Source organism: Kineosporia succinea (genome assembly GCF_030811555.1).
GTDB lineage: Bacteria > Actinomycetota > Actinomycetes > Actinomycetales > Kineosporiaceae > Kineosporia > Kineosporia succinea.
Window position 1 is genome coordinate 2,669,959 of record NZ_JAUSQZ010000001.1, and the last position, 21,524, is coordinate 2,691,482.

19 protein-coding genes and 1 riboswitch are annotated in these 21,524 nt (G+C 70.5%); of the genes, 10 read left to right on the forward strand and 9 right to left on the reverse strand.

What is annotated here, in order from left to right:
* Positions 1–146 precede the first annotated feature (146 nt).
* The 3 genes from J2S57_RS11620 to J2S57_RS11630 all read left to right on the forward strand — a co-directional run bounded on the left by J2S57_RS11620 (position 147) and on the right by J2S57_RS11630 (position 2,521).
* Complete coding sequence (locus J2S57_RS11620; protein ID WP_307241496.1) at positions 147–776, forward strand: 5-oxoprolinase subunit B family protein; 630 nt, start codon at positions 147–149, stop codon at positions 774–776.
* Positions 776–1,630 carry a 5-oxoprolinase subunit C family protein gene (locus J2S57_RS11625; protein ID WP_370882459.1) on the forward strand — a complete coding sequence of 285 codons (855 nt, stop codon included), beginning with the start codon at positions 776–778 and terminating at the stop codon, positions 1,628–1,630. The genes J2S57_RS11620 and J2S57_RS11625 overlap by 1 nt, the downstream gene beginning before the upstream one ends.
* A 66-nt stretch (positions 1,631–1,696) precedes the next feature.
* Positions 1,697–2,521: an LLM class F420-dependent oxidoreductase gene (locus J2S57_RS11630; RefSeq protein WP_307241500.1), complete on the forward strand. Its 825-nt coding sequence runs from the start codon at positions 1,697–1,699 to the stop codon at positions 2,519–2,521.
* Between the two features lie 46 nt (positions 2,522–2,567).
* Here J2S57_RS11630 and J2S57_RS11635 read toward each other — a convergent pair whose 3' ends face one another.
* Entirely contained in the window at positions 2,568–3,953 is a 1,386-nt protein-coding gene (locus tag J2S57_RS11635; RefSeq protein WP_307241502.1) for a uracil-xanthine permease family protein, read from the reverse strand.
* Between the two features lie 295 nt (positions 3,954–4,248).
* On the opposite strand from J2S57_RS11635, the gene J2S57_RS11640 reads away from it, so the two are divergent.
* Both J2S57_RS11640 and J2S57_RS11645 read left to right on the forward strand, forming a co-directional pair.
* A complete protein-coding gene (locus tag J2S57_RS11640; RefSeq protein WP_307241504.1) occupies positions 4,249–5,121 on the forward strand; it encodes an oxamate carbamoyltransferase subunit AllH family protein in 873 nt (290 codons plus the stop codon).
* Positions 5,122–5,489: 368 nt separating this feature from the next.
* A complete protein-coding gene (locus tag J2S57_RS11645) occupies positions 5,490–6,557 on the forward strand; it encodes an IPT/TIG domain-containing protein (protein ID WP_307241506.1) in 1,068 nt (355 codons plus the stop codon).
* Between the two features lie 70 nt (positions 6,558–6,627).
* On the opposite strand, the gene J2S57_RS11650 is transcribed toward J2S57_RS11645, so the two are convergent.
* Both J2S57_RS11650 and J2S57_RS11655 read right to left on the reverse strand, forming a co-directional pair.
* Positions 6,628–8,331, reverse strand: a complete 1,704-nt coding sequence (locus tag J2S57_RS11650; protein ID WP_307241508.1) for a hypothetical protein — start codon at positions 8,329–8,331, stop codon at positions 6,628–6,630.
* A gap of 175 nt (positions 8,332–8,506) precedes the next feature.
* Positions 8,507–10,891, reverse strand: coding sequence for a C1 family peptidase (locus tag J2S57_RS11655; RefSeq protein ID WP_307241510.1), 2,385 nt, complete (start codon positions 10,889–10,891; stop codon positions 8,507–8,509).
* A 396-nt stretch (positions 10,892–11,287) separates the two neighbouring features.
* Between J2S57_RS11655 and J2S57_RS11660 the strand changes: the two genes are divergently transcribed.
* Positions 11,288–12,424, forward strand: coding sequence for an IPT/TIG domain-containing protein (locus J2S57_RS11660; protein WP_307241512.1), 1,137 nt, complete (start codon positions 11,288–11,290; stop codon positions 12,422–12,424).
* Positions 12,425–12,582: 158 nt separating this feature from the next.
* Positions 12,583–13,269 (forward strand): maleylpyruvate isomerase family mycothiol-dependent enzyme, encoded by a 687-nt coding sequence (locus tag J2S57_RS11665; protein ID WP_307241514.1) that lies wholly within the window; start codon positions 12,583–12,585, stop codon positions 13,267–13,269.
* 17 nt (positions 13,270–13,286) lie between these two features.
* Here J2S57_RS11665 and mmuM read toward each other — a convergent pair whose 3' ends face one another.
* From mmuM to J2S57_RS11680, 3 genes are all read right to left on the reverse strand, one after another.
* The gene (gene mmuM / locus J2S57_RS11670; protein WP_307241516.1) at positions 13,287–14,126 is read right to left on the reverse strand and encodes a homocysteine S-methyltransferase; all 840 of its coding nucleotides are present in this window, start codon (positions 14,124–14,126) and stop codon (positions 13,287–13,289) included.
* Positions 14,127–14,128: 2 nt separating this feature from the next.
* Positions 14,129–14,404: a DUF4235 domain-containing protein gene (locus tag J2S57_RS11675; protein WP_307241518.1), complete on the reverse strand. Its 276-nt coding sequence runs from the start codon at positions 14,402–14,404 to the stop codon at positions 14,129–14,131.
* A gap of 70 nt (positions 14,405–14,474) precedes the next feature.
* A complete protein-coding gene (locus J2S57_RS11680; protein WP_307241520.1) occupies positions 14,475–14,627 on the reverse strand; it encodes a hypothetical protein in 153 nt (50 codons plus the stop codon).
* Between the two features lie 72 nt (positions 14,628–14,699).
* Positions 14,700–14,805: riboswitch (TPP riboswitch) on the forward strand.
* Positions 14,806–14,877: 72 nt separating this feature from the next.
* Between J2S57_RS11680 and J2S57_RS11685 the strand changes: the two genes are divergently transcribed.
* The 3 genes from J2S57_RS11685 to J2S57_RS11695 are packed head-to-tail and all read left to right on the forward strand — an operon-like array spanning position 14,878 to position 18,036.
* Positions 14,878–15,636 carry an ECF transporter S component gene (locus J2S57_RS11685; RefSeq protein WP_307241522.1) on the forward strand — a complete coding sequence of 253 codons (759 nt, stop codon included), beginning with the start codon at positions 14,878–14,880 and terminating at the stop codon, positions 15,634–15,636.
* Positions 15,629–17,248, forward strand: a complete 1,620-nt coding sequence (locus J2S57_RS11690) for an ABC transporter ATP-binding protein (protein WP_307241524.1) — start codon at positions 15,629–15,631, stop codon at positions 17,246–17,248. The genes J2S57_RS11685 and J2S57_RS11690 overlap by 8 nt, the downstream gene beginning before the upstream one ends.
* Complete coding sequence (locus tag J2S57_RS11695) at positions 17,245–18,036, forward strand: energy-coupling factor transporter transmembrane component T family protein (RefSeq protein WP_307241526.1); 792 nt, start codon at positions 17,245–17,247, stop codon at positions 18,034–18,036. Before J2S57_RS11690 ends, J2S57_RS11695 begins: the two co-directional genes overlap by 4 nt.
* Before the next feature lie 616 nt (positions 18,037–18,652).
* On the opposite strand, the gene J2S57_RS11700 is transcribed toward J2S57_RS11695, so the two are convergent.
* Genes J2S57_RS11700 through J2S57_RS11710 form a run of 3 tightly spaced genes read right to left on the reverse strand, consistent with a single transcriptional unit; the run spans position 18,653 to position 21,521 of the window.
* A complete protein-coding gene (locus tag J2S57_RS11700; protein ID WP_307241528.1) occupies positions 18,653–19,909 on the reverse strand; it encodes an NADH-ubiquinone oxidoreductase-F iron-sulfur binding region domain-containing protein in 1,257 nt (418 codons plus the stop codon).
* Positions 19,906–20,508 carry a DUF8596 domain-containing protein gene (locus tag J2S57_RS11705; protein ID WP_307241530.1) on the reverse strand — a complete coding sequence of 201 codons (603 nt, stop codon included), beginning with the start codon at positions 20,506–20,508 and terminating at the stop codon, positions 19,906–19,908. Before J2S57_RS11705 ends, J2S57_RS11700 begins: the two co-directional genes overlap by 4 nt.
* Complete coding sequence (locus J2S57_RS11710; RefSeq protein WP_307241532.1) at positions 20,505–21,521, reverse strand: FAD:protein FMN transferase; 1,017 nt, start codon at positions 21,519–21,521, stop codon at positions 20,505–20,507. The genes J2S57_RS11705 and J2S57_RS11710 overlap by 4 nt, the downstream gene beginning before the upstream one ends.
* Positions 21,522–21,524 lie beyond the last annotated feature (3 nt).

Sequence of the window (21,524 nt, forward strand, 5' to 3'; positions counted from 1 at the left end):
GAAGGGCAAAATGCTCTGGGCGGGACATAATTGATCTGCTGTTCACACAGCTCGTGCCCGGGGTCCGTGGTGGATGGCCGGTCGGGTCGCCGGCGATATTCTCTTCTCCGGTGAGGTGCGGACTTGTGTGAGGCGGGTGTCCTCCCGTGACGGGGTCGCTGATCGCGCGGCCGGCGGGGGAGCGCGGCTATCTCGTCGATGTGCCCGAGGCCGATCCGGCCCGGGTGGCCGCGGCGCTGCGTGTCGTGGCCGGGCGGCGGGGTGTCGGACTGGTCGACGTGGTGCCGGGGATGTCGACGGTGCTCGTCGTGCTGTCGGATGCCTTGCCCGGCCCGGCCTTCCGGGCGCTGCTGGCGGAGGTCGGGCGGGAGCCGGTGACCGAGTCCGGGGAGAGCGGAACGATCACGATCGACGTGCGGTACGACGGTCCGGATCTGGCTGAAGTGGCATCGCTGAGCGGGCTTTCGGAGTCGGAGGTGGTGCGGGTTCACACCGGGACCGATTTCCGGGCCGCGTTCAGCGGGTTCGCACCCGGTTTCGTCTATCTCACCGGCGTTCCCGAGTCGTTGCGGGTGCCTCGGCGGGCCGCGCCGCGGGCGGCGCTGCCGGGTGGGTCGGTGGCGCTGGCCGATCAGTTCACGGCCGTCTACCCTCGGCGCAGTCCCGGGGGCTGGCGGCTGATCGGTACCACCGACGTGCCGTTGTGGGACGAGACCCGGGATCCTCCGGCCGTGATCCGGCCCGGGATGACCGTGCGGTTCCGGGCGGTCGGCTGATGTTGCGCGTGCTCGATCCAGGGCTCTTCACCACCGTTCAGGACGAGGGCCGGCCCGGACGCGCCCATCTCGGGGTGCCGCCGTCGGGCGCGCTCGACCGGGCGTCGTTCCGGCTGGCCAATCGTCTGGTCGGGAATGCCGCGGGCGCAGCGGTTCTCGAGACCACGGTGCGCGGGCCCCGGCTGGTCTGGGAGGGAGCCGCACCGGTGACGGTCGCCGTCACCGGTGCCCCCGCGTCCGTCATTCTCGACGGGCGCCCGGCGGCCTTCGACGCGGCGGTGCGGGTCGGGCCCGGGCAGAGGCTCGAGATCGGCTCGGTCACCGCGGGTCTGCGCTCCTACATCGCCTTTTCGGGTGGCCTGATGGTGGACGTGGTGCTCGGCAGCCGTTCCACGGACGTGCTGTCCGGACTGGGACCTTCGCCCCTGGCCGCGGGTGACGTGCTGCCCGTCGGGTTGCCCTCACCGGTGCCGGTGGTGGATTTCGTCGCGCCACCGGGCATTCTCGGTGAGCCGGTGCTCGATGTCGTTCCCGGGCCCCGCGCCGACTGGTTCACCGAAGCGGCGCTGGTGACCCTCGTCCGTACGCCCTGGAAGGTCTCCTCGACCAGTAACCGGGTGGGACTGCGGCTGGAGGGGGTGCCGCTGGAACGCCGCCGCCCGCAGGAGCTGCCGTCGGAGGGCACGGCGACCGGGAGCCTGCAGGTGCCCGGAAACGGCCTGCCCGTGCTGTTTCTCGGCGATCATCCGGTCACCGGAGGGTATCCGGTGATCGGCGTCGTCACCCGTTCCTCGCTCGACCGGGCGGCCCAGGCGGCGCCGGGCACGACCCTGCGGTTCCGGCTCCGGGGTTGACCTTGACGCTGGTGTGAATGTTTACCGTGGCGGCGGCCGAGTGAGAACGACCTGGGGAGTACCGCCATGCTGACCGGAATCTTCACCCCCGTCACCGACGGGCAGATCACGCCGGCGCGTCTCGGCCGGGAGGTCGAGGACCGGGGTTTCGAATCGCTTTTCGTGCCCGAGCACTCGCACATCCCGAGCCGCTTCGAGACCCCGACCCCCGACGGCAACCCGCTCAGCGGCGACTACTACCGAAACCTCGACCCGTTCGTCACCCTGACCGCGGCCGCGGTCGCGACCACCCGGCTGCGGCTCGGCACCGCGGTGACCCTGGTGGCGCAGCGCGACCCGATCCACCTGGCCAAGGAGCTGGCGAGCATCGACCTGGTGTCGGGCGGCCGGGTCGAGCTGGGGGCCGGGGCGGGCTGGCTGCGTGAGGAGATCGCCAACCACGGCACCGACCCGGCCACCCGCGTCCGGCTGCTGATGGAACGGCTGGCCGCGGTGAAGGAGATCTGGACCCGGGACGAGGCTTCCTTCCACGGGCGTTTCGTGGACTTCGAGCCGATCCAGGTGTGGCCCAAGCCGGTGCAGCGGCCGCACCCTCCGGTCTGGCTGGCGGGCTGGGGGCCGACCACGTTCAGCCGGGTGGTGAGCTCGGGGAGCGGGTGGATGGCGCCGGTGGCGCTGCCGGTCCCGGAGCTGGAGCGGGGGATGAAGGAACTGGCCACCTCAGCCTCGCCGGCCCCGGTGCCGGTGATCGCGACGCTGCTCGACGCCACGGAGCGCGATGTCGAGGCGGTGCGGGAGCTGGGGGTGCACCGGCTGCTGCTGGGGCTGGGGAACGTGGCGCCGGAGGCGCAGACGTTGCGGCGGCTCGACCGGTACGCGGAGCTGCTGTGAGAGCCGTCGCGGGGAGGGCTTTTGGGGCGCCTCCCCGCGTCGGGGCTCAGCTGCGTTCGGCCTTGAGCTGCTGCTTGAGGTGCGCCGGGGCCACGGCCCGGGCCAGGTGCCAGCCGGCGACCGCGATGATCGTGCCCAGGGCGATGCCGGACAGCGAGAAGTCGTCGCTGACCTTCAGGCTGGTGTTGCCGATGGCCACGATGATCCCGGCGGCCAGCGGCACCAGGTTGATCGGGTTGCCGAAGTCGATCTTGTTCTCGATCCAGATCTTGGCCCCGAGCAGGCCGATCATGCCGTAGAGCACCACCGTGATGCCGCCGAGCACGCCGCCCGGGGTGGCCGCGACCAGGGCGCCGAACTTGGGGCAGAGGCCGAAGAGGATGGCGACGACCGCGGCCACGTAGTAGGCGGCGGTGGAGTAGACGCGGGTGGCGGCCATGACGCCGATGTTCTCGGCGTAGGTGGTGGTGGGGGAGCCGCCGACCGCCGTCGCCAGCACGGTGCCCACGCCGTCACCGGCGATGGCGCGGCCCATCATCGGGTCGAGGTCGGTCTTCGTCATCTCGCCCACGGCCTTCACGTGGCCCGCGTTCTCCGCGATCAGGGCGATCACGGCCGGGAGCACGAGCAGGATGAAGGCGGCGGAGAAGGTGGGGGTGTGCCAGCCCGCGACCTCGAGGCCGTCCGGGCTGACCGTGGTCCGCGCCGGGAAGCCGAACCAGGAGGCGCTCTCGACGCCGTCCCAGACCACGCGCCAGTGGGTGTCCACCTCGCCGGTACCCGCGTTGAACGACGTGATCCGGCCGAAGACGCGGTCGAGGCCCCATGAGAGCAGGTAGCCGAAGACCAGGGCCAGGAAGATCGCGATCCGGCCGATGAAACCGCCCACGGCCACGCTGAGCACGATCACGAAGAGCATCACCAGCAGGGCCACCCACTGGTCCTGCGGCCAGTAGGTCTCGGCGACCACCGGGGCCAGGTTGAAGCCGATCAGCATCACCACGGCGCCGGTCACGGCCGGGGGCAGGATCTCGTTGACCATCCGGGAGCCGGCGAAGTGGATCAGCACGCCGACGGCGACGAGCACCAGGCCGGAGACCAGGATCGCGCCGGTGACGTCGGAGGAGTCACCGCCCTGGGCCCGGATCGCGGCCGCCACACCCACGAACGAGGCGCTGGTGCCCAGGTACGACGGCACCTTGTTCTGCACGATCAGCAGGAACAGGATCGTCGCGACGCCGCTCATCATGATCGCGAGCTGGGGGTTGAGGCCCATGAGGATCGGGAAGACGAAGGTCGCCCCGAACATGGCCACCACGTGCTGGGCTCCGAGCCCGACGGTGCGGTCCCAGCGCAGCCGCTCGTCCGGTGCGACGACGTCGCCCGGGGCGAGGGTCTTGCCGTCGCCGTGCAGCTTCCATCCGATGGCCATCTGGCCCCTTTCCTCGTTACCTGCGCGAAGCGTAGGAGGGCCGGGGTGCGGTCGTCACCAAGCGTGGCGCTCTTTTTACGCGAACCTCACAAAACCCCCGCGTCACACCCGTTCTGACGTACGTGTGCGTGTCCGACTGGTCGCCCCTCGTGGTGGCTCGTGCTCCTACGAGACAGACTCTGCGCGTCTGTACATCTCGATGCCCGATCTGTCGCCGAAGTCGGGTAGCTTCAGCAGCGTTCCTCAGACGTGCTGTTGTCCGTGGAGTTACTTCGCGGACGTTCGGAGGTAAGAAATGACGGCCGCGAGCCTGACCCTGTTCCCACTGCTCGCCGGTCCGGCGAGACCGGCGCGGGTGAGTGCGATCGTCTCCGGTGCCGTCTATCTCGAGCTGGATCCGGTGCTCGACGACCCCGACGGTTACCGTCCGGGCGCCGTCGTCGCGCTGCTCGACCCGGGCGCGGTGCAGCTGCCCATCGGCCTCACCCTGCCGCCCGGCGTTGCCGACCTGGTGCCCGTGACGGTCGACGGTGACCCCGTCAGCCCCGGCCCGATCGTCTTCGGCCACGGTGCCGTCTCGATGGCCGGCACGCGCCTGCCGGTGCTGCGCTGGTGGAACCCGAACGTGTCCAAGCAGGTGCTGCCGCCGCCGGCCCCCGAGCTGCTGCCGACGGCCCTGCTCGACCAGCTCCTCGAAGACGCCGCCGAGCCGCTGGCGGCCGGTCTGGAGCTGCTGCGGGCCGGCGACACGACGGCCGCGTTCGAGGCCCTGATCGGTACCGGCCCGGGCCTGACCCCGGCCGGTGACGACGCCCTCGTCGGCGCGCTGGCCGCGCTCGCGGCCTGGGCGCCGCGCTCCACGGCCCACCGTCTGCTGGCCGACGGCGTGGCCGGTTCCGACGGGCGCACCACGGCGATCTCCGCCGCGCTGCTGCGCTCGGCGGTGTCCGGTGCGGTGGTGCCCCAGCTGGTGCGGTTCGTGGGCGCCCTGGCCACGGGTGACCCGGCGGCGATCCGCCCGGCGCTCGACGACGTGCTGCCGGTGGGGGCCAGCTCCGGCGCCGCGATGGCGGCCGGTGCGGTGGCCCAGCTGGTCGGGCTGCTGCAGGGCCCGACCCGGCGGCCGGTGGCGATCGACGCGACCGGCCCGATCGGTGCGTTGATGTAGAGACGTCGCGAATGCCCCCCGCGCCCGGCGCGGGGGGCATTTCTTGTTTGTCCGGCGGGGACCGCCTTTTCGTGCCGCGGTGGGACATGCGGCCACGCCACGATATCGAAGATCATTCGGAAGTCGCCCATCCGGGCGGCATTTGGTGACGCCGCGCGGTCGACTTCGGACATCTCGGTCCGGGTGTCCCCCGAAAGGGGTTGCTGCTTCCGCAAATTCACGCGGGAAATTGTTGCAACGCGTGGTTCTACCTATGCGTAGGGGTGAGCATGTGGCTTGTGTCGTCAACCCGTTGGGGTGGGCGTCGATAGGCAACCCGGTGAGGCCTCAAGGTGGGGCCTCGGAAAGCCCTCTCGCGGAGGAATCGCATGCGCACCCCCAAATTCACGGCTAAGCGGGCCATTGGCCTGGCCGCTGCCGCTGCCCTGGCCGTCGCGGGCACCGTGACCTTCGCCAGTTCCTCTCAGGCCGCCGCTCAGTCGCTGAAGCTGAGCTACTCGACCGGTGGAGAGACCGCCGGCCGCATTCTTTCGGTGACCGGTAAGGGTTTTGAGAACGCGGCCGGTGTGAACCAGGTCGGCAAGGTCTTCTTCTCGGCCACTGCTTGCACCAATACCCCGACTGCCGATCTCGTACTGGCCGCTGACATCAACCATGTGTCGGCCACCAACATCACTTTGAAGACGCCGGCCCTGACCGGGTCTGTCGGGGGCAAGGCCTTGTTCCTCTGTGTGAACAACAAGGCCGACACCGAGGTGCTCGGCACGGCCAAGTACACCGTTTACCTGGCTCCGGTCGACAACACCACCACGCCCCTCAGCGTGACCTCCGGTCCGACCTGGGGTGGTACGACCCTGACCGTGACGGGTGAGAACTTCACGCCGAAGACCAAGGTGCTCGTCGGTGGCAAGGAACTGACCAAGACCAAGGTCGTGATCGGTTCCGGGCGCGTTGTCGACGGTACGGCTGGTGACGACACCATCACCGGAACTCTGCCGGTGAGCACGGCGGGCGCCAAGGACGTGGTCGTGCAGACCGAGGGTGGTAAGGACACCGAGGTCGGCGCGTTCACCGTGGTCGGGGCCCTGAAGGTCAGCCCGGACAACCTCGGGCTGGGGGTGACCAGGGCCATCACCGTGACCGGTTCGGACTTCGACAGCAAGAGCTTCGTCGATGCCTGGGCCGCCAACAAGTCCGTGGTCGTGCTGGCCCGGGCCGGCGTGACGGCCGCGCTGGCCGACACCGCCGCACCCGCGAACAGCCTGCCCTGCGTGGCTGTTCAGGTCGTCGACGACACCACGCTCACCTGCAAGGTGACCACGCTCGCCGCGGATGCCGGTGCCTACACCGTGCAGGTCATCGACGCCGGGGCCACGACCAACTCGGCCTTCACCGGAGTCTCGAAGGACGCCACGGTCTCGGTCTCGGCCTTCTGATCCAGGACCACCTGAAACACCCGGAGCCCGGTCCCCCGCGGAGGGGGCCGGGCTCCGGTCTTTTGGCGAACTAGCCGTTGTTGCTGATGCTGATCACCGACTTGCTCGTGAACAGCTGCGTCGCGCCGCTGAAGTCGCCGCTCGGCGTGACGACGACCTGGTACACGCCCTCCGTCACCGTGTTCGGCACCGTGATGGTCGCGGACTTGCCCTTGGCGTCGAGCTTTTCGGACGCCGGTGTCACCGTGATGTCGTTGGTCGTGGAGGCGCCGTCCGCGACCTTGTGCAGCTTGAAGGTTCCGGAAAGGCCCACACCGGAGAGCTTCACGTCACCGCCCGCCGTCGTCAGCACCGTCTTGCTGATCGACGTGATCCCGGCCGCGTAGTTCACGTTCACCGGCGAGAAGGCCACGCCCTGCTGGTAGATCGTGATCGGCGCGGTCTGGCCCGGGGTGCCCGCGGGGAGGGTGGCCTCGACCGTGTCGGCGTCGACGTACTTGAGTGTGACGGTCTTGGAGGTGGTCTTGGCGCCCACCGTCACGCTGGTCGTGGCCGTGACCTTCTTCGCGGAGAACTCCTTGGCGGTCGCGCCCAGGTTAATCCCGGCGATGTCGAGGTTGACCTTGCCGCCGCCACCGAGAACCGCGCTCGAGGCCGCGGTGACGGCACCCGGGGTGACCGCGAGCAGCTTGTCCGTCGCCTTGCCGGAGTCGGCGCTGAAACCGAAGCCGGTCTTGAGCACGACCCGGTACTCACCGGCGGTCAGGGCGGCCACGTCGGCCTTGACCGGTGTCGTCAGCACGGCCTGGGTCTGCTTGAGCGAACCGGACTTGACCGTCACCGCGATGTCTCCCGTCGCGTCCACCGCTGCCGCCGGTCGCAGGTAGACGCCGTTGCCGCTCTCGCCGAGCACCCCCAGATTGCTTCCGGTCAGGGTGATCTCGCCGGCCGCGGCAGTGCTGAACCCGGCCGCCGACAGCTTGGTGATCTTCGGGGCCACGTACTTCACGTCGAGCTTGGTCGCCGGTGAGAGGGTCGTGAACCGCACCCCGGCCTTCGGCGTGAGCGACACCCGCCAGGTGCCTTCCTTGCCGGTCACGCCCGCCGGCAGCTTCACCAGGACCTGGGAGTCCTTGACCACCACGTAACCCGACGTCGAGGTGGCGAGCGTGGCGGCGTCCGCGACCGCGGAAAGGGTGACGGCGCTCGCCGAGTCGCCGGCCACCTGCGTGGTCAGGGAGACGCCGTCGATCTGGGAGAGGCCCGTGCCCGAGATCGTGCCGACGCGCGTGCCGTCGGTGGTGTCGACCTTCCAGGACACACTGTTGACCTTGGCCTCGTACGTGACTTCGAGGGTGCCCTGCGACTCCGCGTCCTTCAGCAGATCGATGGTGGACGCGGTGCCACCGGTTCCGGCCGGCAGCGCGACGCGCACCTTGCTCGACGAGACGTAGGTCAGCGTGAGCTTCTGGCTGTTCGAGGCACCCGCGGGAGTGGCCGTGGCGGTCCACTTTCCGGCCTTGAACTCGGCCTCCGTGCCGAACGGGGTGGTGCCGGACGCCGCGGTGATCTCGAGCTTCGCGTTGCCGGTGGCGAGCTGGTAGGCGTCGGCGACGGAGAACGCGGCCGGGCTGTCCGCGGCCAGAAGGTACTGACCGGCCGAGGCCTTCACGAACGAGGCGCCGGGGGCGGCGCTCGCGACCGGCGCGAACAGGCCGAGGCCGAGGGCGGTGGCGGCGGTGATACCCAGGACCCGGTTACGCGTGGTGCTCATCTGGTTCTGCCCCTTGAAACGTCGGAGGGAAGGATGCCCCGTGCTCTGTCACCAACAGTGCCCGAGTGATCGCTGTCCGTGAACCACCTAAAGAGTGAAAGCAGTTGTCTCATAAGCACTTACAAAACACTGCGGCCCCGCACTGACAAGGGTGCGGGGCCGCGGTGAGTGAGTCTCAGGCCACGTCGGAGTAGGAGATCACCGACTTGCTCGTGAAAACCCTTGATGCGCCGGTGAATCGAACCTCGTAGATGCCCTCGGTCGCCGCCGGCATCGCGAAGGTCGCCCACGTGCCCTGGGGGTCGATCTGGAGCGGCGTGAGGCTCACGTCGCGGCTGGTGCCGGCGCCCTCGGCGACCGGATGAAGCGTCCAGGTGCCCGAAAGACCCACGCCGGTGAGGCGTACAGCGCCTCCGCTCGTCGGTAGAACGGCCTTGCTGATACCCGTGATCGCGGCGCCGTAGGTGATGCTCACCGCCGGAGCCGGAACGCCCTGCCGGTACAGGATGACGTCAGCCTGCTGGCCGGGTGTGCCCGACGGAATCGCCGCCTGCACGGTGGTGTCCGAAAACCACTTCAGTGTAACGCTTTTCTTACCGGCCTTCGCCGTGATCCTCCGGGCCGAGAACTCCTTGGCCGAGCTGCCGAAGCCGGTGCCGGTGAGCACCACCTTGCCGCCGCTGGCCACGACGGCCGCCGTGTCGCTGGTCGACGGGGCGGGCGTCACGGCCTCGATCTTGTCGGTGGCCCTGCCCGAGTCGCCGGTCTCGCCCATGCCGGTCCTCAGCACCACCCGGTACTGGCCCGCAGGCAGGGCGGGCACGGTGAATTCGATCAGGAGCGGTTTGACGGACGTGGTGGTCACGTTGACGTCCTGGCCCCCGTTGGTGCTGCTGTCCGTCGGGCGGAGCAGGACCGATCCGGCCTCGTCCGGATCGACGGCCGCGAGATTCGTGCCGGTGAGCGTCACGGACGTGCCACCAGCGGTGGAGGCGCCGGAGACGGACAGGCGGGTGATCTTCGGGGCGACGTACGTGACGTCCAGTTTGGTCGCGGGGCTGACCGGGCTGAACGCCGCCCCACTGCTCGCGGCGAACGAGACCCGCCAGCTGCCGGGGTTGCCCGGTACGTCGGCGGGCAGCTTCACGAAGGCCCGGGAGTCCTTCTCCAGGAAGACTCCTCCGCCGGCGGCCGAGGCGAGGGCGTCCTGCGACATCACGGTCGGCAGATTGATCTGGCCGTTTCCGCCGACCGAGCTCAGCTTCCAGGCCTGCGTCCTCGAAAGGCCGGTGCCGCTGACGGTTCCGGTGCGGGTGCCGTTCCGGGGGTCGGGCTTCCAGGCCACGGAGGTGACCTTCCCGAGGTACGAGGTGGTGACCGACCCGGCAGGCACGCCGTTCTTGACGATCTGGATCGTGGCGTCGGTTCCGCCCGTCCCGGCCGGAAGGGCCAGGCGCAGGCGGGTGCTGGACACGTAGGTCGGGCTGACCTTGCGGGTGGTGCTGACCCCGGTGGTGCCGGTGCTGGTGATCAGGGCCGTGTACTTCGCGCCGCGGAACTCGGTGGCGTTCGCACCCAGGTTGCCGGTCGTGCTCAGCTCGAGCTTGGCGTTGCCGGTGGCGGGCTGCTGCGTCGAGCCGACGACGCTGAACGTGCTCGGGGCGACAGGGTCGTCCGAGTCGTCACCGGGAACGGGCGTGTTGTCGGCGAAGGCGTCGAGAGTGTAGGCCTCGCGGGCCTTGGCCTCGATGAAATCCCAGGAGAGGGTGGCGTATCCGTCGGATCCCCACCAGGTGCCCCAGGAGTTCTGGATCTGCACGCCGGTGGCGTTGTACCCGACGGCCATGATCGCGTGACCACCCAGGTCCGCGCCGGTGGCCTCGGCCGCGGTCATGACCGCGTCATGGCCGCCGTAGCCCAGGTAATAGAACTCGTTGAACACCGGAATGCCCAGGGCCACCGGCTTTTCGGACGACAGGGCCGCCTTGATCGCGTTGGTCTTGCCCAGGGCGTTGGTGGACTGGAAGAGCGTCTGGTACGAGTTCGCCGCGTACGGCGCGGCGGCGGCCCTGTCGGCCGTGGAAGGCGTGATGCGGAAGGTGGTGTCGTCGCCGGAGTACCTGGACTTCGGGGCGATGCCCTGGCTGACGAGCTTGTTGTACCCGTCGGAGAAGTACGCGCCGCCGCCGCCGGACTTGCTGCCGTCGACGTAGATCTGCGAGTACATGTACATCGGCGCGAAGGGCTGACCGCCCTTGGCCGTCCTGTTCGCGTACCAGCCGGCCATGGCGTAGCCGATGGTCCAGGCCACGCACGAGTCCACGCTGCCCTGGTCGCCGACGGGAACCGCCCACTGCTTCAGGTCCACGGACGCGGGGTAGCTCGACGCGCTGCGCAGCGGAATGCTGGCCCTGTTCGGCACGGTGAGCTCGAGCGGCGTCTTCAGCCCGGTGCCCTTGTCGCGGAAGTCGGGCCGGGTCCCGGTGGTGGTGGCGGCCGGCTGGAACGCGGCGCCGGCGGCGCTGGCGGCCGGCGCGAGCATCGCGGCACCCAGGCTCATCGACAGCGCAAAAACAGTGATGCGAGCGGTGTTTCGTCGACCGCGAGTGGTGCTGCGACTGGTCTGCCGATCAGGGGGAACCAAGCTCATGATCACCGAGTGTGCATGTTGTTGATCGTTCAGTGAACGGCCGCCCGGGTGATCAGTGGGCCTGGTGCCCAACCCTCACCCGATTGCGCGGGCATGCTCCAGGCTTGCTCAGGATTGCCGCAGTTCTGGCACCGCTCTTCAGGTTCTCTTGCGTCTACCACCCCGTACCGTGCCCGCGGCCATCAATCGGCTGTGCTCCGTCCGGGTGACAGGCCAGAACTCTGCGTCAAATGCGATCACTCCGCGTCGATATGCATTCCGGTGGGGTTCACGAGGAACCCCGAAGCCCCCTCACGGAGGAGACGCATGCGCACCCCCAAGTTCACCGCCAAGCGCGCCCTGGGCCTGGCGGCTGCTGCTGCCATCGCCGTCACCGGCACGGTTTCGGCTGCCGGCACCTCGCAGGCCGCGGTTCAGAGCCTGAAGCTCAACGTGGCGACGGTCGGCGCCGCCGCCAACCAGGTCATCACGATGACGGGTAAGGACTTCCAGACCGCGGCGGGCACCGCGAAGATCGACCTGATGTACTTCACGACGGCCACGAGCTGCACGGCCATGAGCTCCATCACGGGTGCTGCGAACATCGCCGTCACCCCGGCCAACGTCAACATCGTGTCCGCCACCAAGGCGACCTTCCTGACGCCGAGCCTCGCCAGCTTCACCCCGACCACGGCGGGTGTCGCGATCCTCCTGTGCGCGCAGAACTCCGGCGGCACCGAGGTCGTCGGTTCGGCGAAGCTCAAGCTCTACAAGGCTCCGGTCATCAACAGCAGCCTCGGTGGTGTCGGCGGCGTGAGCAGCAACACCGGCGCCGTCTTCGGTGGCTCGACCATCACCATCACCGGTGAGAACTTCAGCACCAAGACCACGGCCACGATCGGCGGCAAGGCGCTGACCAGCGTCAAGGTGGTCAAGGGCACCGGCACCACCGACTCCGGCAACGCCGGTGACGACACCCTGACCGGTACGGTTCCGGCCGGCACCGGCACGGGCAAGGCCATCACGGTCACGGGTGAGGGTGGCTCGGTCTCCTCGAGCGCCACCTTCAGCTACCTCGACGCTCTCAAGGTCTCCCCGGCCGTGGGCTCCGGCGCCGACAACAACGTCATCACGCTGACCGGCGTCGGCTTCAAGGACAAGTCGTTCGTGAACCTGGCGTCCGCGTTCGCCGACACCAAGTCGCTCGTCGCGGTCGTTCCGGCGGCCTCCAGCTACATCGCCGGCACCACCACGAACAGCAACATCACCACCGGTGGTACGGCGCCGAAGGTCTGCGACACGGTCCAGGTCGTCAGCGACACCGAGCTCACCTGCCAGCTGCCCGACCTCACCGGCGTCAACTCCGGTGGGTACAACATCCGCATCCTGACGGGTGGCACCACCAACGTTGCCGGCGTCACCGCGGTCTCCCGGGCGGCCGTCTACACCGCGGCCGCGTTCTGATCCACCGCAAGCAGTAGTACCTGGACCATCCCGCGAGCCCGGCCCCGTACAGGGGCCGGGCTCCCGGCTTTTGCCGACGCCGGCCAAATCGCTGTCCAACCGCCGTGCCCATGGGTGAAGATGCAGCGGTTGTCCGAACGAGGCGGAGGTCGAAGGACGTGGCGATCGATTTTCTCAGTGTGCTCGAGGGCCGGATGCAGCGGTTCGCGGCGTTGCTCGAGCGCGACGACCTCACCGCACCCGTTCCCTCGACGCCGGGCTGGAGCCTGTTCGACCTGGCCGACCACCTCGGCGGCGTCCATCAGTGGGCCGCTCATGCCATCGTGCACGGCAATCCCGACGGGACCCCGACGAAGGCCCCGGCCCGGCATCCGGCCGACTGGTACCGCGAGTCGGCCGCCGGGCTGATGACGGTGCTGGCGGACGAGGCCCGGCCCGCCTGGCACTTCGGGTCCGAGACCCCCAGGATCGCCGGCTGGTGGCGCCGCCGTCAGGTGCACGAGGTCACCGTGCACCTCTGGGACGCGCAGAACGCGCTGGGTGCAGCGGAGGCCATCGATCCGGACCTGGCCGAGGACGGCATCGACGAGGTCCGGCACGTGTTCTTCCCCCGGCAGGTGCGGCTGCGGCGGATCCCGCCGCTGAGCCGGAGCGTGCAGATCGGCGAGCACGTGTTCGGCGGCGACGGCACCGGCGACGTGCGACCCGAGGCCACCGTGACCGGTCCGGCCGAGGTGCTGTACCTCGCTCTGTGGCAACGGGTCTCGCCGCACGACCCCCGGCTGGTCGTCAGTGGCGACCGGGAGGCGGTCACCCAGGTGCTCACCGCCCAGGTGACCGCGTGACCGCGACGGCCACGGCCTCAGAGAGGCTGAGCGGCAACCGTTTCCGCGATCTCGCGGATCTGGGCCGGAGTCACCCGGCAGCAGCCGCCGATGATCCGGGCGCCGGCGGCGATCCAGTCCTCGACCGGGAAGACGGATTCGGAGGACGCCGGGGTCCACGACCGGGCCGAGGCGTCCCAGCCCTCGCCACTGTTGGGGTACGCGACCGCGGGCAGCGCGCCCGACCGGGCCACCACGTCCGCAATGAAGGCGGGCTCGGTGCAGTTCGCCCCCACCGCGACCACCGGTGAGACCGATGCCGCCATCGTGAAGGCCTCGGAAACCGGCTCGCCCCGGCGGGTTTCCAGCCCTGCGGGGGTGAGGCTCAGCCAGGCCGGGAACTGCAGGTCGTCGAGTTCGGCGAGCAGGGCCTCGACCTCGAGCAGCGACGGAATGGTCTCCACCGCGAGGACGTCCACGCCCGCCTCGGCCAGGGCGGCGAGCCGGGGGCGGTGAAAGGCCCGCAGCGTCTGGACGTTCATGCCCGGGTAGTCGCCGGTGTACTCGGCGCCGTTGGCGAGCGTCGCCCCGTAGGGGCCGACGGAACCCGCGACCAGGGCGGGGGCGTCGGACACGGCCTCGCGGGCCAGGCGCACCGACGTCGGCATCAGCTCCAGCGGTGCCTGGTAGCTCGCCGTGGTGACGATGTCGGCGCCGGCCTCGAGAAACGCCCGGTGCGCGTCGATGATCGCGGTGGGGTTGTCGATCAGCAGCTGCGCCGACCACAGGGCACCCGAGATGTCGTGGCCCTGACGTTCGAGTTCGGTGGACAGGCCCCCGTCGAGGACGAGGGGCCTGCCCGAGAGATCGAGGACCACGGTCAGTCCCGGACCAGCGCCTTGGGCATCTTGCCGGTCGACCGCACGTAGTAGGCGGCTGCCTGACGGGTGGCGAACATGCGGGCCACACCCATGATCGCGCCCGAGAGCGCGGCCCAGGCGATGGCTTCCTTCCAGGTCGTCTCCGGGTCTTCGGGCACCGTCGGCGGCTTGTTGCCCGTGGCGCCCTTCCAGATCAGGTTCAGACTCTGGTTGGCCGCCTGTGCCGCGGCGATCGCGGACACGGCCGACAGGACCTTCCACATCACCGAATTCATGCCTGATCTCCTCGTTCGCGGACGTGTCGTGCCAGGACCATCCTGCCCTGAAGATCAGGCTGCGGCATCGTCAGAGCAGCGAGAAGATCCAGCGCACCACCGGTACGAGCACCGGGGCACTGATGCCGAACATGCCCAGGAGGATCAGCAGCGCGACGACCCGGGCCAGCGGGCTGGGCCCGTGTCCGGACTGCGTGGTGCTGCGAAGCATCCTGAGGATCACCGTCACAGGGTGGCACGGGATCGCTGCGCTGTCCTAGGGGTCCACAGCAACCGCTGAGTAGGTGTACGGTCACAAGAGCGACAGGGGAGCGCCACAAGGGCGCTGAGAGTGCGAGCGATCGCAGACCCTCGAACCTGATCCGGGTCATGCCGGCGAAGGGAGTCGAGCTTTCTCGGTTCTGGCCGAGGTGTGTGCCACCAGCATGCGCCGACCGTCGAAACCCCCCTCCGATGACGGAGGTGCACGGGACATGAGCAGTACCCCTTGGAGTGGGCCACGGTTGTTCACGGCGGTCGGTGCCGTCGTGCTGGCCGCGGTGATCTACCTGGTCGGGCTACCGGAGGGCATGTCGGTCTTCGGTACCACCCTGGCCGACCTGACGCTGCCCGCCGCGTTGTTCGTGGGCACGGCGGGGGTCGCGGTCACCGCGGCCACGGCCCGGGCGGGGCGCTGGCGGGTGGTCGACATCGTCACGGCCAGTGTGCTGGGGGTGGCGGGTGGCCTGGTGTTCGCGATCTGGAACGCCGCGTCGACGCCGCTGCGTGACGCGATGGTGCCCCCGGCGTCCGCGCTCGTGGTGGGGGTGTGGCTGTTCCCGGCGGTGCTGGGTGCGCTGGTGGTGCGTAAGCCGGGGGCTGCGGTCTACACCGAGCTGGTCGCGGCGACGCTGTCGGCGTTGGTCGGCAACGAGTGGGGATTCGCGACGGTCTGGTACGGCCTGGTCGAGGGGATGGGGGCCGAGGTCGTCTTCGCGCTGCTGCTGTACCGCCGCTACGGCCTGCCGTCCGCGTTGTTCGCAGGGGCCGGGGCGGGAGTCGTGGTCGGCCTGATGGACAGCCTGATCTACTACCCCGAGGTCAGCCCGGGGGTGAAGCTGGCCTACGTGGTGATCGCGACCGGCTCCGGCGTGGTGATCGCGGGGCTCGGGTCGTGGCTGCTCACGGGGGCGCTGGCCCGCACCGGAACACTCGCTCCGCTCGCCTCGGGACGTAGTGCCGAACGTGTCTGAGTCTTCTCCACCGGTGGTCGAGGCCCGGGACTGGGGGTGGCGGCACTCAACCCGGAAGGCCTGGGCCGTGCGGGGTCTCGACCTGCGGATCGAGCCCGGTGAGCGGGTGCTGCTGCTCGGGGCCAGTGGCGCCGGCAAGTCCACGTTGCTGGCCGGGCTGGCGGGGCTTCTCGACCCGGAGGAGTCCGGGGGTGACGAGGAGGGATCACTGCTTCTGGACGGGGTGGTCGCCCGGCGCGCGCGGGTGGACGCGGTGCGGGCCGGGCAGGCGCTGACCGGGCTTCTGCTGCAGGACCCGCAGGCTCAGACCGTGCTGGCCCGCTGCGGTGACGACGTGGCCTTCGGGCTGGAGAACCACGCCGTGCCGACGTCGGAGATCTGGCCGCGGGTGGCGAAAGCGCTGGACGGGGTCGGGTTTCCGTACCCGGTCGAGCACCCGACCGGGCGGCTGTCGGGTGGGGAGCGGCAGCGGCTGGCGCTCGCCGGGGTGCTCGCGCTCGGTCCGGGTCTGCTGCTGCTCGACGAGCCGACCGCGATGCTCGATCCGGCCGGGGCCGATCTGGTGCGGCGCAGCATCGCGACCGTGCTCGAGATGACCGGCGCCGGTTGCGTTCTCGTTGAACACCGGGTCGAGCCGTGGCTGCCGTTCATCGATCGGGTCGTGGTGCTCGAGCCCGGCGGCGGGGTGTTCGCCGACGGCGCCCCGGGGCAGGTCTTCGCCGAGCAGGCTTCCGCACTGGTCGCCGCCGGGGTCTGGGTTCCCGGGGTGCGTTCCCGATGGCGGACGCGCGGTACGGCGAATCTCCCGGGCGCCGGTTCCGGGGGCTCGCCACTGCTCACGGCCGAGCCCCGGCCGGCGGCCGCGGCCGCGTCGGTGGCCGAGCCCCTGCTCACGGCGGAGGGGCTCGCCGCCCGGCGGCCGGGGCAGACCGAACCGCCGGTGCGCGACGTCGACCTGACGGTGCGGGCCGGTCGGGCGCTGGCGGTCACGGGGCCCAACGGGGCCGGAAAGTCCACGCTGGCGCTGACTCTGGCCGGATTGACCCCACCGGCGGCCGGTTCGCTGACGGCCTCCGGGATACTGGCGAACGGTGCCGGGCCGCATCCGCACCGCTGGCGGGCCGGGCAGCTGGTCAGCCGGATCGGCACGGTGTTCCAGGATCCGCAGCACCAGTTCGTCGCGTCGACCGTGGCCGGGGAACTGGCGGTCGGCCCGGAACGGGCGGCGGGTCGTCGCGGGTGGTTCGGGCGTACGGCGAACCCCGATGCCGGGGGCACCTCCTCGGCCCGAAGGGTCAGGGGGACCCCCATCGAGATCGACGAACTGCTGCGACGCCTGCGGTTGGACCACCTGGCGCGCGCCAACCCCTACACGCTGAGCGGTGGTGAACAGCGGCGGCTCTCGGTCGCGACCGTGCTGGCGACCGCGCCCGGTGTGCTGGTGCTCGACGAGCCGACCTTCGGCCAGGACGCCCGCACCTGGACCGAACTCACCGCGCTGCTGCTGGAACTGCTCGGTGAGGGCCGGGCCGTGGTGGCGGCGACGCACGACCTGGAGCTGGTCGAGGCGCTCGCGGGCGACGGTGACACGGGGGAGGTGCTGGAGCTGTGACCGCCCTGCTGCACGGCCTGGACATCCGCGAGGCCTCGCGCGCTCCGCTGGCCCGGGCCGATCCGGCCGCCAAACTGGCGGTGGCCACGGTGATCTCGGTCGCGCTCATCCTCACGGTCGACCCGGTGACGGCCGGTGTGGCCCTGGCTCTCGAGCTGGCGTTCCTGCCGTGGTGCGGCCTGTCACCGCGAAAACTGTTCCGCAGTAGCTGGATCATCCTGCTCGGCGCCGTTCCGGCCGGCCTCCTGACCCTGGTGTTCGGCGTGGACGGCGGCGACGTCCTGCTCGGCCTGGGCCCGGTCTCGGTCACCGAGGGCTCGCTCAGCTCGGCGGTCGCGATCACCCTGCGCATCCTGGCGATCGGCCTGCCCGGCGTCGTGCTGCTGGCCACCACCGATCCCACCGACCTGGCCGACTCGCTGGCCCAGATCCTGCGACTGCCGCACCGTTTCGTGCTCTCCGCGTTGGCTGCCCTGCGGCTGGTCGGACTGCTGGCCCAGGAGTGGCAGACCCTGACCATGGCCCGTCGCGCCCGGGGGTTCGACCACGGACTGCGGCAGCTGCTGGGCCAGGTGTTCGCGCTGCTGGTGATCGCGATCCGCCGAGGGACGGTGCTGGCCACCACCATGGAGGCCCGCGGCTTCGGCGTGGACGCCCCCCGCACCTGGGCCCGCCCCGCCCACTTCGGCCTCTTCGACTGGGCCGTGGTGCTCGGCGGTGTGGCCGTGGCTGCCCTGGCCACCGGCGCCGGTCTGTGGCTGGGAACCTGGAACCTGGTGCTCGCCTAGCCGGTCTGCGAGCCGGCCCTTGAATCGGGTGCTCGCTTAGCCGGTCTGCGAGCGGGCCCCTGAGCCGGGTGCTCGCCCAGCCGGTTTGCGAGCCGGACCCTGAGCCGGGTGCTTGCTTAGCCGGTCTGCGAGCGGGCCCCTGAATCGGGTGCTCGCTTAGCCGGTCTGCGAGCGGGCCCCTGAATCGGGTGCTTGCTTAGCCGGTCTGCGAGCGGGCCCCTGAATCGAGTGCTCGCCTGGCCGGTCTGCGAGTGGGCTCCTGAACCGGGTGCTGGCATGGCCGTCTGCGTGGACGGGCCTGAGATGTGGCTGCACTGGTCGCTCGCATGGCTCGCGCGCGAACCTGCTGCTTTCGATTATCGATAATCGAAAGCAGCAGGTTCGCCGAGCCGGGTTGCTGGCGCGACGGGTATCCGGCCGGTTCGGGTGTGGGGACCGGAGCGTGGGGCGGTGAGGGTCGGTGCGTGGGGTCGGGGCGTTGGGCCGGTGCGTTGGGCCGGGGCGTTGGGCCGGGCGTGAGGTCCGTGCGTGAGGGTCGGTGCGTGAGGGCCGGTGCGTGGGATCGGAGCGTGGGGCGGGTGCGTTGGGCCGGAGCGTGGGGTCGGACGGGTTCGGGTCAGGCGTAGGTGCAGTAGCCGTCTACGTGCTGGTCGATCTCCGGGCGGAAGGTTTCGAGCATGGAGCGCACCAGGCGGGCGGTGCCGTCCGGGTGTGAGCAGGCGCCGCGGCCGGTGACGAGGCCGGTCAGTTGCTCGATCCGTTCCACCAACCCGGCCGCCTCACGATGGGAGCGGGTGAGCGGGAGACGCGTGCACGCGTCCGCCATTGCCGGTAAGCCGTTGGTGCAGGGGCCACAGCGCTTGGCGCGTTGCCCGGCCAGGTAGTCGACGATCGACGCGGTGTAGGTCAGGGGGCAGTCGCCGGGCAGCATCGGGAGCAGGACGCCGGCACCGAGTTTGGCGCCGAACCGGGCCAGGTCGCTGGGGCTGAGCGTGCAGTTGGTGACCTGCTGGGGCGAGAGCCAGGTGCCGTGGTAGCCGCCGAGCAGCAGCGGGCGCTCCGGGTCGTAGCCGCAGAACTCCAGCATCTCGGCCAGGGGGACGCCGTGCGGGGCCTCGAGCACCAGGCCGCCCGGGCCGTCGGCCGAGATCGACAGCAGCCGGGTGCCGGGCTCGGCCGGGGTGCCCCAGCGCGCGTACCGTTCCGGGCCGAGGTCGCTCACCGCGGCCAGGTGGGCCAGCGTCTCGGCGTTCGACAGCATGGTCGGCCGCCCCCGCAGCCCGGAGATGGCGGTCGGGGTGCGCGTGGTGACGGGCAGATTGTCGCGCCCGGCCACCATCTCCAGCACCGCCGCCGACTGCCCGCCGACGAAACCGCCGCTGGTGACGTGCATCTCGAAGGCGACGGCCTTGCGTCCGCGCGGACGCTCCTTGATCGCGTGCTTGATCGCGGCGGCCACGTGCGGCCGCTCACCCGGAACGGCGACGTGCACGTGGTGGATGTCGAGCGTCTCGGCCAGCAGCTGGGCGCCGTCGAGCACCAGGTGCGGCGCCGAGAACATCATCGCGCTGTCCTTGGCGCTGGCCGGCTCACCCTCCGAGCAGTTCACCACCAGCTCGCGCTTCTTGCCCGACTCGAGGGCCGCCTGCAGCTTGCGGGCGAACGGGAACTCGGCCCCACCTCGCCCGGTCAGGCCGATCTTCCAGCTCATCTCGATCAGCTGCTGCGCGTCACGGCGGGCCGGCTCGTTCCACAGCCGCCGGTGCTGGGACAGGCTGCCGTCGCCGTCCGGCCCGACCCCGCGCAGCAGCAGCGGGCCGTCGAGCAGCGAGACCACACCGTGGAAACCGGCCTCGACCTCGGTGTGGGTCATCGGCGTCGCCGTCCGGCCGGGGACTGACGCTCCAGGCGCCGTTCCGTGCCCAGCGTGCCCACGCGGACCACCACGGCCCAGACCACGATGCCGACGCAGAGCACGCTGATCGCCATCGACCAGGTTTCGGTGTTGTCGGTGCCGATGCCGAAACCGTGCACCAGCCCGGCCACCCAGCCCAGGTACGAGGTCAGGTGGATCGCCCGCCAGGTGCGCGAGCGGAACCGGGTGCGGGACAGGCCGGTGAGCACCGTGAGGATCACGAAGTCGGTGGCCAGCGTGCCGAGACCCAGCCACAGCGGCTCGTACTCGCCCCGGAACGGGACGAAGACGTCCCACCAGCGGATGTTCACGAACTCGTCGATCACCGCGAGCACCGCGTGCGCGATCAGCAGCGCGACCGCGAGCAGCGAGATGTTGCGGTGCAGGTGCTGCGTGACGAACCGGGGCCAGAACCGCGACGACGCCCGTAGCGTCGAGAGCACGCCGAGCGCCACGGACAGGGTCATCAGGAGCAGCAGGATCACGCCGGTACCGCGGTTGAGGAACCAGAGCAGGCGGTCGTCCTTGAAGGCCTCGGTGAAGAAGTCGGGGCTCATCCGTTCACTGCGCCCAGCGGCCAGCCGGCCACCCGGTGCACCGTGCCGTCGGCCGCGACCAGGCGCGCGGCGACGTCTTCGTGCTCGAGCCACTCCACGGCCGCCCGGCCGCGCACGATCGACGCGGTGCTGATCGCGTTCGCCTCCACGCAGGAGACCCCGCAGGCCGTGACCGTGCGGAAGGTCGCGTCGACCGGCCGGCCGGTGCGCGGGTCGAGCAGATGGTGCAGCTCGCCGTCGTTCCACCAGCGGCGGGCCAGCACCGACGAGGTGGCCAGGCCGCCCTCGGTGATCACCACCACCTCGGCCCCGGGAGCCGCGACGTCTTCGGGCAGTTCGGTGATCGACACCCGCCAAGGATGCGTGCCCGGGGCGGTGTCCGGAAGTAGCCCGACCGCGACATCACCCCCCAGGCTGATCACCAGATCGGTTCCCACCTCGCTCGGCACGGTCTCGGCGATCAGGTCGGCGGCGAACGCCTTGCCGGTCGCGCCGAGGTCGAGCGACACGTCGTCCGGAACTCGCATTGCACCCTGCGGGTCGATCTCGATCTCTCGCCAGGCGCCGGTGCGGGCCGGGTAGGAGGCCTGCGCCGGGTCGCCGGAGACCAGCCCGGGCATCACGGTGGAGTCCATCGCCTGACCCGTCGCCATCAGGCGCCGCAGCTCGTCGATGTCGCGGTCGTAACCGAGCGCGAGCAGCTGCCGCCCGAGTGTCGGGTCGACCAGGCCGTCGGTCGCCTCGGCCGCCCACACCGCCGCCGACACCGCCCGGCACAGCAGCGGTGTCACCCCCACCCAGGTCCCCGCGTAACGGTTGGTCCGGGCCAGGTCGGAGTCGGTGCGGAACCGGCTCGCCGCCTTGTCCACCTCGGCCAGGATGCGCTCGCAGGCCGCCCGCGCCGCCTCGAGCTTCTCGGCGTCGGCCACCACCAGCGCGGCGTAACTGCCCAGCGCGCTCCAGCGAGCGGTGCCGTACTCGAGCGTCTGGCCCGCGTCAGAGACCGGGGGCATCGA